The organism is Dyadobacter sp. HNCC25DJ186, from assembly GCF_056895235.1.
Window position 1 is genome coordinate 1 of record NZ_JBXHAS010000020.1, and the last position, 14,898, is coordinate 14,898.

Annotated in this window: 11 protein-coding genes; 6 read left to right on the forward strand and 5 right to left on the reverse strand. The window is 42.6% G+C overall.

Going from position 1 to position 14,898, the window contains the following annotated elements:
• Positions 1-205: 205 nt before the first annotated feature.
• The 5 genes from AC1XUO_RS28795 to AC1XUO_RS28815 form a co-directional block, all read right to left on the reverse strand.
• Positions 206-2,920, reverse strand: a complete 2,715-nt coding sequence (locus AC1XUO_RS28795) for a TonB-dependent receptor domain-containing protein (RefSeq protein WP_483333325.1) — start codon at positions 2,918-2,920, stop codon at positions 206-208.
• Between the two features lie 167 nt (positions 2,921-3,087).
• Complete coding sequence (locus AC1XUO_RS28800) at positions 3,088-4,080, reverse strand: FecR family protein (RefSeq protein WP_483333326.1); 993 nt, start codon at positions 4,078-4,080, stop codon at positions 3,088-3,090.
• 151 nt (positions 4,081-4,231) lie between these two features.
• A complete protein-coding gene (locus AC1XUO_RS28805; RefSeq protein WP_483333328.1) occupies positions 4,232-4,813 on the reverse strand; it encodes an RNA polymerase sigma factor in 582 nt (193 codons plus the stop codon).
• Positions 4,814-5,497: 684 nt separating this feature from the next.
• Positions 5,498-5,698, reverse strand: a complete 201-nt coding sequence (locus AC1XUO_RS28810) for a hypothetical protein (RefSeq protein ID WP_483333329.1) — start codon at positions 5,696-5,698, stop codon at positions 5,498-5,500.
• Between the two features lie 4 nt (positions 5,699-5,702).
• A complete protein-coding gene (locus tag AC1XUO_RS28815; protein ID WP_483333331.1) occupies positions 5,703-6,188 on the reverse strand; it encodes an ABC transporter permease in 486 nt (161 codons plus the stop codon).
• 794 nt (positions 6,189-6,982) lie between these two features.
• Between AC1XUO_RS28815 and AC1XUO_RS28820 the strand changes: the two genes are divergently transcribed.
• From AC1XUO_RS28820 to AC1XUO_RS28845, 6 genes are all read left to right on the forward strand, one after another.
• Positions 6,983-9,358, forward strand: a complete 2,376-nt coding sequence (locus AC1XUO_RS28820; RefSeq protein ID WP_483333332.1) for a TonB-dependent receptor — start codon at positions 6,983-6,985, stop codon at positions 9,356-9,358.
• Positions 9,359-9,392: 34 nt separating this feature from the next.
• A complete protein-coding gene (locus tag AC1XUO_RS28825) occupies positions 9,393-10,625 on the forward strand; it encodes a DUF4374 domain-containing protein (protein WP_483333334.1) in 1,233 nt (410 codons plus the stop codon).
• 71 nt (positions 10,626-10,696) lie between these two features.
• Positions 10,697-11,575 (forward strand): helix-turn-helix domain-containing protein, encoded by an 879-nt coding sequence (locus tag AC1XUO_RS28830; RefSeq protein ID WP_483333335.1) that lies wholly within the window; start codon positions 10,697-10,699, stop codon positions 11,573-11,575.
• A gap of 146 nt (positions 11,576-11,721) precedes the next feature.
• A complete protein-coding gene (locus AC1XUO_RS28835) occupies positions 11,722-11,952 on the forward strand; it encodes a hypothetical protein (RefSeq protein ID WP_483333337.1) in 231 nt (76 codons plus the stop codon).
• Between the two features lie 292 nt (positions 11,953-12,244).
• Positions 12,245-13,924 carry a PepSY-associated TM helix domain-containing protein gene (locus tag AC1XUO_RS28840; RefSeq protein ID WP_483333338.1) on the forward strand — a complete coding sequence of 560 codons (1,680 nt, stop codon included), beginning with the start codon at positions 12,245-12,247 and terminating at the stop codon, positions 13,922-13,924.
• A gap of 75 nt (positions 13,925-13,999) precedes the next feature.
• Complete coding sequence (locus AC1XUO_RS28845; RefSeq protein ID WP_483333340.1) at positions 14,000-14,482, forward strand: hypothetical protein; 483 nt, start codon at positions 14,000-14,002, stop codon at positions 14,480-14,482.
• The last annotated feature ends 416 nt before the right edge of the window (positions 14,483-14,898 follow it).

The window sequence follows — 14,898 nt, forward strand, 5'->3', positions numbered from 1 at the left end:
GCCACACTCTATTATCTTCCAGCTTGCGACAAATGCAATTCTTTAAAATAAGGACACCCTAGTATTGCATCAGCTTGTGGGGTACTTGTACAGTGTTCCTAAGCGGAATTAATTTTGTCAACCTCTTGATGAGAACGCACGGATTCCTAGCATATAGAAATCATAAATGTAACAATTGCTATTCACCATTTTTTAAAACCTACTATTATTGAGCTCTTCTTTTCTCATCAAAAGGTATGTTTTTATTGTTCCCGGAAACCTTTGATCTTCCAAACAAATACGTAAGACCAAGGTTGAGGGTTTTATAATCATAGTCCGTTTTTATGATCTGCGCAAAATCCCTGAAACGTATATCATATTTGGTCACTGTACCGATAAAAAGGGATGAGCTAACTATCAAATTGTTATTAAGTAACTTTAATCTGGCACCAGTAGTTAAATTACTTTGACTGTATGTGTAAACGTTTCCGCTGGTTGAGGGAAGATTTTGACTGAAATTAAGATAAAAACTCAAATTGGAAGTTGCCTTAAAACTATTATTGACACTAAACGATGTGGAAGTTCCATTCTGAGTGGGAACATTTTCTATTTTAGATTTTGAGGATGCAAAGAAAAAAGACGCGTAGGTGCTATTGTCCCACCACTTAAATAATGCTTTATTAAATGACACATAAGCGCCCAGGTTATCCTGAGTTAAATAATTTTCCATCCTTGAAATCACGGATGGTCCGTCCACTGTCGTGATTGATGAAAATAGATCACTGGTATGCTGCGTAAATAAGGTTAATGTGAATAGGCCTTTATATAAATAGCTGATTTCCATATTATTACTATATGAAGGTAAGAGGAGTGGATTTCCGACGGAGTAACTATAGATATTTGAATAAAATGCGAAGGGATTTAAGAAATTCAGGCCAGGACGATTGATCCTCCTCGAATAATTTATAGAAATTACATTATTCTCACTGGCTTTGTAAAGGAGATAGGCCGTAGGAAACAAGGCGCCATATTTACGTTTACTACGCCGGTCTAATGTAGGCGAATAGCCATCCATTGTCGTATATTCATAGCGTAATCCTGCTTTGGCTGTCCATTTTTTTGACAATTCAGACTCTATGCTGAAATAAGAGGCCAGGTTATTTTCGGTATAGTCGAATTCGTTACTGCGCGTGCGGTCTAACAAGAAATTTTCATGGAAATAATTATAATATTCTACATCAGCACTATTCTTAAAATTGGCAAGCTTAACGCCGGTTTCTATTGTTGCCCATTTATAAGGCAATGTCAGACCTGATTGAATTGACCAGATATCATATTTTGAAAAGCTATTATTTCGAACTGTCGTTGTCGCGTTTTCTGATTCAGAAACAAAGTCATTTTGTATTTTTGGTTTGTTTGAAAAGAAATTAACAGAACTATTTAATTTATTCCCGGCTGAATCGATCTTTAAATCATGGTATATGCTTAAAGTCTGTGTAAATATGGGCCTTGAAATTTCGGCTGCAGTGTTCAAAACTGAGTCAACGGTGGTGCTGGTACCATAGCTAGTTTTACTGTTTAGGGCAGTGTAGGATTTACTGTCTGACGCATTATAAATGACTCCGATATTATTGCGTTTGTCTAACTCATAATCCATACTTAGACTGGCCTGCAGACCGGGTGTAGTCGCTACACGTTGACTGTTGCTAAGAATTGGGTTAGGCCGATCGGTTATATCGTTCGACTCTTTAATAATACCACGATAATTTGATTGGTTAAATGTAAAAGAACTGCTAACTTTTTTTGATTGAAAAAAAAGAGCCAGATTATTATTATAGGAGCTATATGTTCGCTGTATGAACGACGAACTTAAAGACCCGCGCCAGCCCAAAGATTCGTTTTTCTTTAACACAATGTTAATCAGGCCGGCATTCCCCTGGGCCTCATATTTAGCAGGCGGGTTGGTAATGATCTCGATTTTATCTACACCTTCGGATCTGAGCGTTTTCAGATAATTAGTCAGCTCGGTTCCGCTCAAATAAATTATCTTCTCATTTACCATCACCCCCATGCTGCCTTTACCCACCATAGAAACGCCATTGTCAGATACTTTTAGAAAAGGTGCCACCTGCAAAGCCTCAAAAAGGGAAGAACCATTGGCCATGATGGTGTTGTTCAGGTTAAATATCCATCGATCAGCCTTTCGTTCAAGAACGGGACGTTTACTGGTGATGGTTATTTGTTTAAGTTGTTTCGCTGATTCGATTAGTATGATGTCCGGTAATTGGACTGTCCTTATGTCGCCCAATGTTAAGGCAAGAGACACACTATCTTTACTTACTTCCGAAATCCTGATCAGATAGTCACCTTTATCTGTTGCTGTGAGCCTAAAATATCCCCCGGTATCGGTTTGCGCCACCTGGATTAATTTATCGTCGGCAAGCTGCTTTATAACTACGTTCGCAAACACTATTGGTTTATGATTGATATCTACCACACGGCCTTTGATCTCATAGTTGGCCTGTGCAATCTTACGCTCGATCAGTATACTACCTTCGATCTGCCGGAATGAAAGAAAAGTGTTTTGTAACAATTCCTGCAAAGTTTGTTCTATGGTCCTTGATGCTACGGGCAGGGTAAGGTTGGTAAGTGATTTAATTTCCGCTTTACGATAATAAAAGCGAAGCGGGGTTTGTTGCTCCATTTTTTTAAGGCCACTGGCCAGGCTTTCATCCTGCATGCCGATAGTGACCATGTCCGAGCGCATATTTTGACCGCTGGTGGTAGTAGCCAATAATAGCTGGAAAGTGCTTAATATGATAAAGGTGACTACAAGGCTTACACGCATTAGCTGAAAGATAAATGGCTTTTTTAATCCTACTGCACCGCTGATTCGGGTATATAAGCCTCCCTGTTTCCGCATTTTTGCAGAAATATTCATACTTTTAAATGTTTTAAGTGACGCAATTATTTAAAACCCCGGTTTTCCGGGACGCCTGTAAGCCGATGGCAGTCGGTTTACAGGTAATTTTGACTTTATGATCCTGTCAGGAGCACGAAAGTATTTACATGGCTTAGCTTTTGTTCATCGTTTATATTTTTAGGTTTTCAGTTATTACATCCTGGTCCATCTATTACGATGCTGCCATCCGGCTTGATCTGATAAGCAGCATTGTTAAAGGCGCACATTACTTTTAGTATTTTATCCAATTCTTCACCATTTATAGAAGTGCCGGTAAAGCGGCAGTCTTTCAATTTTTCATTACTGAAACTGATCCTCACGTGAAAGTGCTGTTGCAATTGTGCAATAGCATCGCCAAAACTCACGTCTTCAAAATGCAGATCGCTTTGCTGCCAGGCAATTACCGCAGCGGCATTAACAGTTGCCTGTGAGACTTCCTGTTTTAATGTGTTGAAACTGATCTGCTGGTTAGGGTTAAGTACACCTAATAGTTTACTGCCATTGGCAACGCTTACCTTACCACGGGTTACCGTAACCTGAACTGTATGTTTGTTTTTGTCCTCCTTAATATTAAAAGCGGTACCCAATACCGTTGTCAGCACGTTACCAGTATGAATAAAAAAGGGTTTCGTAGTGTCATGGTGAATATCAAAATACGCTTCACCGGAAAGGTAAACCTCTCTTATTTTACCATTGAACGTTTTGGGATATCTTAACTCCGACCCGGCATTAATCCATACCCGGCTGCCGTCAGCAAGCGTGATTGCCTGTTTCTGGTTAACGGGCGCGCGGAGCGCTGTTAGCTGCACAGGATACAAAAGACTTTGCAATGAGGGCCATTCCAGGTACAGCGTAGAAGCGATCAGCAATACTGCCGCTGCAGCCGCAATACTTTGCCATAACCAGCGCTTTGCTTGCGGTAGCGGCACTGTTTTAGTTTCTGCCTGGTGAATGGTGCTGTTAATGTCGCTAAACACACTGGAAAGCCATCGATCTTTGCCAGATTGATCCAGGTTTTGCCATACATGATTGGCGTTACCATTCTCGTCCAGCCAGCGTTCTACCAGCTCATTCTCTTCTTTTGTGGTTTCGGCGTTTAGGTAACGGTCCAGTAAGGCGGCTATTTGATGACGATCCATTTGCTATCCATTTGCTATCCATTTCATAGTAGTCGTATGAGAAGCCATTTGGTACTACTGGGAAATGAACTATTTTTTCAGATGTCCATAATGAAAGCAATCCCCTATGATAGGTAAGCCTTATTTGAATGAGAAAAGGGCGATGCACGATTCAGGAAAGCCAGAACATTAACGCGGTGACAGATGCTACTGCCAGTGAAGCCCTTAAATGTTTTAATGCCGTAGAAAGCTGGTTCTTTACCGTTTGTTCCGAAACTTGTAATTTGTCAGCAATTTCTGCAACGCTCAAATTTTCTTCCCGGCTTAACAAATACACCTCTTTTACTCGTGGTGATAATTTATTCAGCGATGTTTCAATAATTTGCGCCATTTCTTTCGCGGCTATTTCCTGCTCAATCGTAACTCCATAGCTGACAGCCAACGAATTTAACATTGCTGCGTACTCCTGGCGTGTAATATTCTTCCGGATTTTATCTACTATGCGATAGCGGGTGAGTTTAAACAGGTATGCCTTTAAATCGCGGTCAACTTTCAATTGTTTTCTTTCCTGCCAGAGCTTAACAAAGACATCGTGGATAATATCCCTGCTATCCTCCAAGTCAAATAATTTGGAACTTGCAAATCCTACCAACAAAACTGCATACCGACTATAAATTTCAGAAAAAGCATCACTGTCATCTTTTTTTAAAAGATCGACCAATTGTAAATCCGTTAAAGTCAAATATGTCGCCATGTATTGTTGATAAAAGCACTATTAAACCGGCTTTGTTTTAAACGCTATTTTATTTGAGCATGTTCGAAAATTGCCGAGAATGGAGATCGTACCACCTTGCAGTGATGAAACCGCCGGCCCGATTAAACCACTGATTAACCAGCGCACCAGGCGGGCGTCACGGGCCGTCCTGCGATCCCCAATGGCGACAATATCACAATTTTGAATACAAAAAGAAAGAAAAAATTGAATTTGAAAGAGGTTATGGAGACGTCTGTTTAGCAAAAATGATGCGCTTTAAGGATTTGGGGAGATTCACTGGCATCGGCCGGCCGTCCGAATATAATTGCGTTTTTGCGGATGAGATCAGAGAGAATGATCGTGTTTGTTGAAAGGTTTATGACTGTTTGCTTATGTTTTTCCACCAGGTACAGTACAATTTAAGGTGCCAAGTCATGATTTTATTGTAAAATCTGATCTATCCACGGCGGCCATAAGGTTGTAAATTTCAAAACTATTTTGCTCAGATATTTCAGAATTATATTTCACTGAGAATAGCAAAGATGCTGTCAAAGCTGCGAAAAAGCACATGATTTTTAATTAGCTTACTAAACGAGCAAAATAATTCTGAAGAAATAGTGTAACTTAATTCTGAAGTTCACAGAGCGACTTAGTGCAAATTTGTGGTAACCCCCCGGTTTACATTTAAACCATCGTTTCCACGTACTTCCAACTTATAGGGTCGAATAGAGCAGAAGGAATAATTTTCTTGAAAACTGCTTCAATTTTTGGCAATGCAACATTGGTCGCAATAGCCGGATTAAGTCTTATGTTGATCCAGGCGTGGTTGTCTTCCGGAAAAAACACCGTGGGGATTGCTGAACTATAAGGAGAGAGTGCAACCATATCCTTAACAACACCAAGGATTGTATACGTTTTCGGTTTGCGATGCCCCCGGACTCCACGTCAGGTTTTCTCCAACGGGATTTTTCAAGCCAAGAAGTTTGGCAAACGATTCGTTGATAACAAAGCCAGTCGAGTCGTTCGCCACTGTCGTACCGAAGTCTCTGCCATTCGTGAATTGCCAGCCAATGGTTTTTCCATATTGAGTGCTAACGGGCAGGGTACCACAACCTTTCGGACAGTCAAATGCTTTTCCGTTACTGGAAAAGCTACCATTCCACATCGTGATACCAGTTGTCGAGCTCCTTGATGCTGCTACTTCTAACACAACACCCGTATTTTTAAGCTCGCTTCTGAGTAGTTCATACTTTCCTGCACAATCAGATGTTTTCTTTTCAACCATCAACAAACCAGTTTTTTCGTGGCCAACGGGTCTGCTTTTGGCAAACTGAATTTGACGAATCAATCGAGTATAAAACTGTAATTTTATCATTAGGAACTTGCGAGTTGAGGATTAAAAGTATTTGACTGCAAAAGTATTCCGGACAAGTGTTGAAAATGTAATCTGTTTTGAAGCTTTGAAAAATACAGAAAATAATACCGTACGTACTTTTAAGCGTGTATGTATAGTGCACTGAATGAAACGTCAGTTCGAAGTGCATCTCATATTTACGTGATGCAACTAACAAAAATGAGGTAATAGACAAGTGCCGGAATAACTTTAGCTCTCTGGCCTCTATCTTATATTACAAATGTAGAATCAAATCGGCTACATTGTTTTCGAAGTATATCTAATATGATTAGAAATAATTCAATAGCAAACCTGCTACCATTTAAATTTTCGGAAAATAGAATGGATCTAAGGAATTGTCTGAAACGACAATCGGTCTACTTAAAAATCATTTCGCCGAGGTATTTCCCGGAAACCGAACGGATTCACGGTTTTTAATTCTAAGCTGCCTTTCTTAATAAAAATCCAGATTGTCCAAGCAAACGGGCAAATTGTATAAGTGGATCTGAGTTATCTCAACTACATTTGCACATCTATTTATAACAAGTCTATTTAAAAATAATAAAAAGTAAAATGTCAGTTTAGTAGCTTATTCGGTTATTCAGTGTTCGCGCTACTATCGTGATAAGACAAACACCATTAAACAATCCATTTATGAGTTGAACACCACAGGTTTTTCTATCAATATTAATATCACGCAAAAAAGCCGGATGGTTTAGTGCTTACCCTACTCTGACGACCATAAGTCCTGGCTTCCAACATTGAACATTTAAGCGATGCACATTAGCAAAATTTTGCATACAGGGCTGTTCTGTATGTTGTCAATCATCACCTTTGCCCAACAGTCTACAGTAAAGCTATCCGGGCAAGTCCGAACCGAGGAAGGAGAAACGCTCCCGGGAGCGGTGGTCAGCCTCAAAGGCACACATTATGGCACCCATGCCAATTCCGAGGGTAAGTATATTCTTGAAAACGTACATCCGGGCGACTATCAAATTTTGGTAACTTATATGGGTTACCAGACCCTATTCAAAGAAATCAAGCTCAAAGCCGGGCAGCATGCCAGGGAAAATTTTGATATGGTTTCTGTGGCGCGCGAACTTGAGTCCTTATCGGTGATCGGCCGGTCGGAAACCCGTGAAGTAAACCGACAAGCCTATAATGTAACAGCTATCGATGCCAAAAAGCTAAAAAACTCTACACTGGATTTGTCTCACGCACTCGACCGCGTTTCGGGTGTACGTGTGAGAGAAAGCGGGGGTGTTGGCTCAAATATGAATTTTTCGCTAAATGGCTTCTCTGGCCGCCAGGTTAAATTTTTCCTGGATGGCGTACCGATGGATAATTTTGGTTCCTCGTTTCAGCTGAACAACATCCCTATAAATCTTGCCGAACGCGTAGAAGTATATAAAGGTGTAGTACCGATATGGCTGGGATCCGATGCATTGGGAGGAGCAGTTAATATTGTAACTAACACCCGTCAGAACAGCTACTTTGACGCATCTTATTCTTACGGCTCATTCAACACCCATCGCACCACTATCAATGCTGGTTACACGAGTAAAAACGGCTTCACTGCACAGTTGAATGCATTTCAAAATTATTCAGACAATAATTACTGGATTACCGTCGATGTTGCTGATGTAAATACGGGCGAGTATTTCCGGAATCAACGCCTGCGACGCTTCCACGACACATATCATAATGAAACAGTCATAGCTAGCGCAGGTCTGGTGAATAAAAAATTTGCTGACCGTCTGTTAGTTGGGATTACGCTTGGTAAGAACAAAGCCGAGATTCAGACCGGCGCACGCATGGTTAGTGTGTTCGGGGCCTGGCATCGTAAAGGAAATATTGTGATGCCAACCCTTAAATACCAGAAGAAAGATTTATTTATCAAAGGTCTGAGTGTTAACGTTTCGGCCAACTACAACCTTGGACAGGAGCAGAATGTGGACACGGTGTACCGCCGCTACAATTGGTTCCAACAGTTCAAGCAGTACGAAGGACTGGGAAGTGAACGGGAAAGATCCCTTTACCGATTCCGCAACAATAATGGTTTGGCGACAGCCAATGCCACCTACCAGATCGATCTGCGCCAGTCACTGACCATCAACAATGTTTACAACACCTTCAACCGCAAAGGAAAGGACGAGCTTTTCCCGGATGCGGAAAAGTTTGAGCAGCCGCGCGTAAACACAAAAAATGTGCTTGGCATAGGCTATAAATTCGATTACAGCGAACGGTGGAATACTTCTGTGTTTTTGAAACATTTTTCCCAAAGGAACAAATACGCTGTTTCCTATAACCCAAGCGGGAACTGGGGTGACAATGCATTTCTGCAACAGAGAAATAGTTTCACCAAGCTCGGCTACGGTATTGCTTCTACTTATTTCCTCTTAAAAAACTTCCAGTTAAAAGGCTCATTCGAAAAAAGTTACCGCCTGCCTGAAACCGACGAGCTCTTTGGAGACCTGATCAATCTGGAAGGCAACATCGAGCTGGACCCTGAAACCAGTTATAATTACAATCTGGGCGTCAGCTATCAGGGAAGTATCAGCCGCATTCACCGGTTTAGTATAGACGCTAATATGCTTTACCGTGATGCGCAAGGATTTATACGCCCCCGATTAAATGCCAACCAGACCAAACAAGTCATGGATAATTTGGCCGACGTGACCAATTTCGGTGTTGATGGCGAGGTACGGTATTCCTACAAACAGCTGCTTACAGCGGGTGTGAACCTAACTTACCAGGACCTTCGCAACAACACGCGGTTTGAAGATGGCTACACTTCCGAAAGCCCGCTTTACCGCGACCGTATTCCTAACATGCCATTTATGTTTGGCAATGCGGACGCTGCATTATTTCTAAAAGATTTCGGACGAAAGGGCAATACGCTTACATTCGGCTACAACCTCCTATTTGTGCATGCTTATTATCTCTACTGGCCAAGCCTGGGCAGTGACAAACTTGACATTCCCCGGCAGCTGAGCCACGATGTGAATGTGGTGTATGCGATGGCCAATGGAAGATATAACGTAGCGGTAGAATGCAAAAATCTTTTGGATGCCAAGCTGTACGACAATTTCAGCCTGCAAAAACCCAGTCGGGGCATCTACGTCAAATTGCGCTATTTCATCAGTAAATAATTCCTTTCATTTTATAATTCAACTCAAAAAAAACATGAAACAATCATATTTAAAATATTCATTCGTATTGGGGATAGCATTTCTTTTAGGAGCTTGCAGTGACGACAATAACGCTGAGCTAACGCCCGACCCGGAGCCAACCACTACATCGCGCTACGTAGTGGCGTCCGCACCGATTGGCTCACAAGGGGTTGCCGACTATCTCTTGACCACCAGCGACCTTACGCAGGGCACCATCAGTACGGTAGGGCAAGGTATCGAGCAGGATGGTTCATACCGGTATTACTTAACACACAAAGGTAAATTTTTTAGCTTGCTATATGGGCAGGGGAATCCGGGCGCTGTAACGACCTACACATTGGATGAGAAAGGCGCACTGCAAAAAGCCTCTGATTTCCAGGCCGAAACAGTTCAGGTCTTCACAACTGCCGGCGATGATATACTGACAATTAAAGTGCCTCGCAGCGGTAACGAAAGTGCTTCCTGGTTCCGGATCAATGCGGATCAGTCGAAAATTGTTAGTGAAGGCCAGGTGAACATCGTCAAACTCGCAGGCAACGGCGAGCGTGCGCATTTTACATGGGCAACCCAGGTGGGCGACAAAGTATACGCTCCCTACATGAGTATCAAAGGCGCTGCACCAGACGTTTTCGGAACTGCAAATCCTGACAGCAGCTGGATTGCCGTATTTTCATACCCAAGCATGAGTTATGAAAAAACGATCAAAGACAACCGCACCAGCTTCATTGGCTCTTATTTCAATAATGGTCTGGCAGTTGATGAGAGTGGTGATGTGTATGGCTTCTCCCCTGCTTCGGCCACCAATGCAGGAGTTGCATCATCTACCAGGCCTTCGGCATTTATCCGTATAAAAAAAGGAACCACTGAATTTGATAACAGCTACTTTTTTAATGTACAGGAGAAATCTGGTGGCTACAAAATCGCCAACCAGACCTACCTGGGAAGTGGCAAAATCCTGCTCTACATGTATGGAACGGTCAACACCGCAACCGGCAACAAGAAGCTTGCTATCGCAGATCTTTACAACCAAACATTCAACTGGGTAACCGGCGCACCTGATGCAATTACCTCTTCTTCTTCGTCCTACAACAACAATACAGTGAGCGAAGACAAGAAAAGTGTTTACGTTGGCATAAACACAGAATCTGGCAGCTGGGTTTACACCATTGATATTTCATCGGCAGTGGCTAAGCAAGGTTTGAAAGTAGAAGGCGGCGCAATTACTGCCATTGTAAAGGTTAAATAGTTGTATCGTTGTCGATTTCGTGGTCTGGGATCGGTGAATAATCAGGAAGAAGCGTAGGAAACGTACTAATAATGGGATACATCAATATCAAACAGGAACATGATTGGGAAGTCGACATGCCATCGCAGGACTATCCCCTGCACCAACTGGGCAATGCATTTTTCGAAATGACAGCCATTGAGGATGCTGATGATTATTTCTTTAACGGCGTACATCGTCACGATTTCTACGAAATGCTTTGGTTTACCGATCCCGGTCCTGAGGACATCCACTGCATCGACTTTAATAAGTGCAGCATAGCAAAAAACCAGATTTTCCTATTATTGCCGGGCCAGGTACATAACATGGAAATGCGAGGCAAGCGCGGCTTTTTAATGGCTATTTCAAAGGACTTCTTTGAAAAACTGATCGGTACGGAGATCTTCTGGCTCCTTAACCATTCAAGTCCCTTCTCTGTCGTTATTCCTGATTGCGGTCTGCATGTATTATATAGCCTGATGGACCTGATACGAATTGAATACCGAGGTGACCGGCGGCCGGCGATACTCGAATCGTACCTGAGAAGCTGGTTTTTGCATTGTATCGAAGTCCATAAACAGGGATGCTCCATTGTGCGCAGTAATCCTCGGCTGCAGATATTAATCGAAGTCATTGAAACTTACTTTCGCAGGCAGCGGCAAGTTGACTTCTATGCAAAGCAGTTATCAATCAGCGCGAAGCGGCTTAACGACATTACCCGCAAGTCGTTCGGCAAAACAATTAGCCAGATGATCAATGACCGACTGATTCTGGAAGCCAAACGAGAGATTAGCTGCAATGAAAAGCCTATCAAAGAAATCAGTTACGAACTAGGATTTTCCGAGCCAGCATACTTCTCACGGTTTTTCGGAAAGCAAACTGGCTACACCCCGCAAGATTTTAGAAAACGCATTGATGCAATGAATAATTGACAGTCAACAACGATTCTTAACCTATTTACAAAACAATACCCTAAATGTTCAGCACCATTTGTTTACTCTTTCTGTGTGGCTTCGTCTTATGGATGAATACCTCTCAGCGAATTGCCTGGCCCAACAAGAACCGGGTGATAGCCATCATGGCGGCCCACCCGCTTTACAGCCGTTACGCAGCTGGAACATTGTTTCTACTGGCAACCATGTTGTGCATCGCTTCGTTGGGCTTGGGCAGCGGACTTTTTACCGCAATCGTCGTCCTGATGACAGCTGGGTCGGTCGCGGTGTTGTTTTTCCCTTTCCATTACTTCGGTCTGAGAGCAGTCGTGATACTCTATTGCTGTGCACTCGTACTTGAACTTATTATCCGCTGACTTATGCCCGCCAATAAAAAATACCTAACCCGATCTCCATGGCTGCGTCTTAGCAAAATCCTTGCAGGATGCATAGGCGGTTACTTGGTCATGATGAGCCTTCATTTGTTTATGACGCTCTTCTTGCCAAAAGAGCATGTAATCGTCACTGCTTTTTTTACAGGCTATATCCTGTGGGCATTTTTACTTCTTTACGCATTCATCGCACAGAACGTGTGGCGCGTTTGGGTGATCTATATTGTGCTTACGCTATTGTTCTCACTGCCTTACCTACTGAAATTTAATATTAATCATGGATCATAGGAAGTACAACATCTATTTTCATACGCATACGATCAGCGGGATCTTCATTGCTGCACTTCTGTATGTGATCTTTTTCGCCGGATCTTTTTCATTCTTTAAGGATGATATTTCCGCATGGCAGAAAGGAAAATCGGTTGTAGCGCATAAGGCTTCGCTGGCATTCAACCCTGTGCTCGACTCACTGTCGGGCAAACATAACCTTCGTGGGCGTAATTTCGATTTTTATATTCAGCGGCAAGGACAAGGTATGTATGTGAGCATGAGCCCTTCTGCAGACACGACGATCAGTAAACCCAAGCCAAAACCTAACCCGGAAAGCAAACGCAGAGGCAGGGGCAGAAGGGGCGGAAACGACGACTCGGCGTACTTCCTTTACAGCTTCACAGAAAAAAAAGCTGCCGGAGACTATTCAGAAGCTTATGATATGGGCGAATTCCTGTACAGACTGCATTTTCTTGCTCAGCTCAATCAAGTATTCCCATTCAACATCGGTACGCCAATTGGCTATATGATTGCTGGTATTGTATCTTTCCTATTCCTTTTCGCACTGATTACAGGCTTGCTGCTGCATTGGGACAAGATAAAATCCAACTTTTTTGTGTTCAGACCAATGAGTAAATGGAAAACCGTTTGGACAGACTTGCACACAGTTTTGGGCGTGATCGGCTTTCCATTCCAGCTCGTATACGCCGTAACCGGTGTGGTACTTATCGTCAACTATATTATCCTGGCGCCATTTACCAGCCTACTTTACGAAGGCAATTCTGAAAAGCTCTACGAAAGCCTGGGATATAACAGGCAAATGTCCCCTGTATATAGCTACAAGCCGGTCAAAGCGGGCTTTGATCTGGATACTTTCGTATCAAAATGGCAACAAGAATGGAAAGGCAGCCTGATCACCCGCGTTTACATACGTAACTATGGAGATGAAAGCATGCAGATTAGCATGGAGTCCAAGCCAAACCCGGAAACCAGTTTTGCCGGATCAGGGCATATACATGTAGAAGTTGCTTCTGGTAAAATACTTGCTCAGAAATCACCTATTAGCGGCGGAAATTATATCGACAGAGTAAAAAGCTTTGTGTATCATCTGCATTTCGGAGATTTTGGCGGAAAGCCGCTACGTATTGTTTTTTTTATTTTAGGATTAATGGGCTGCGCGGTTATCATTTCTGGAATCTTGATCTGGTTTGTAGCACGCGATAAGATCAGCACAGACCAGAGAAAAAGAACATTCAACTTCTGGGCAAGTAATGTATTTCTCTCGGCCTGCCTGAGCATGCTACCCGTAACAGCTTTCACCTTTATTATGTTGAAAACGCTGCCAAAAATAGATCAGACAATCATTTACCGCACCTATTTCTATAGCTGGCTGGTCTTATCTGTATACTTTATCATCCGTCGGAACTTGCCTCTGATCAACCGTCAGACGCTGCTGCTCTCTGGTGTACTATGTCTTGGCGTTCCGATTGCAAACGGAATTTCGACAGACCTTTGGATGTGGGTGAGCTGGCATCAGGGAGCTTTCGATATTTTCTTCATTGATGCATTATTCCTGGTACTGTCCGCATCCTGTGCTTTTGCTTACTTCCGTGTTCAACTCGAAGCCAAACCTTTCAGAGTCATGAGTAAAGAGATAAAAATGGCTGCGCTTGAAACCCGTGTATAGCGTGTTAAATGCGGAATTCGCCTTTCCAAAGAATTAAACTTCAATCAATACCACAACAAGCAAATCAAAAATTCGATGATCGCAAAAAGACTATTTTTTTCGATAGTAGCGCTGGTGGCAGCTATTTCAAATTTGCAGGCGCACGCACTATGGATATTAACTGACCCGACAGGGGCAACCGGCAAAGAGCAGCAGGTTAAAATCACTTATGCAGAGCCTGGTCAGAGTCCTGAAAAACTATCTGAATGGTATTCGGATGTAAAGGAGTTTGAACTTTGGCTCACTGCGCCCGATGGAAACAAAGAAAAGCTCATTACGGTGGCGGGTAATAATTTCTTTTCTTCGAAATTTACGCCTTCGCAGCAGGGTATATATACCTTGTCTATTGGTCACACCGCCAAAGACCCCGGTGGTACTACTTTGTACCAGTTCAATGCAAGTGCGCTTGTGAAAGTTGGCAACGGTACAGCCGGAAATAATGCGGCCGTCAACAAAAATGATCTAAGCGTATTTGCAGATGCCATTCAGACATATAATATTAATATACCCATACCCTGACCACGTTATACAAAAATGCACCGGGTGAGAAAATAGGTATAACTGTTTCTTCACCCAGCGGCTGGTCGAAACATATTGAAAGCGGCCCGAAAGGTGTAGCTGAATTTACTCCGATCTGGCCAGGGACCTATTATATTGAAGCTTCAAAAACCTGGAAAGAAAGCGGTGTACAAAATGGCAAGGACTATAAAGCCATGTGGAGATCGGCTACTCTGCTGTTAGATATAGCAAAATAATACGGCACTCGTCTTTTTCGGTTAAAAAGACTTAACCAATATCCGCTTATCAGCCTGTTACCAACATTCGCAGTCAAAATAGGTTGTGAGAAGGCAATACAACTTAAAATTGCAATCGCAGCGGTATACTGGTAATTTTCTGTTTCGAATCTCTTTCTGATAAATTCGACTTTTTGGAAG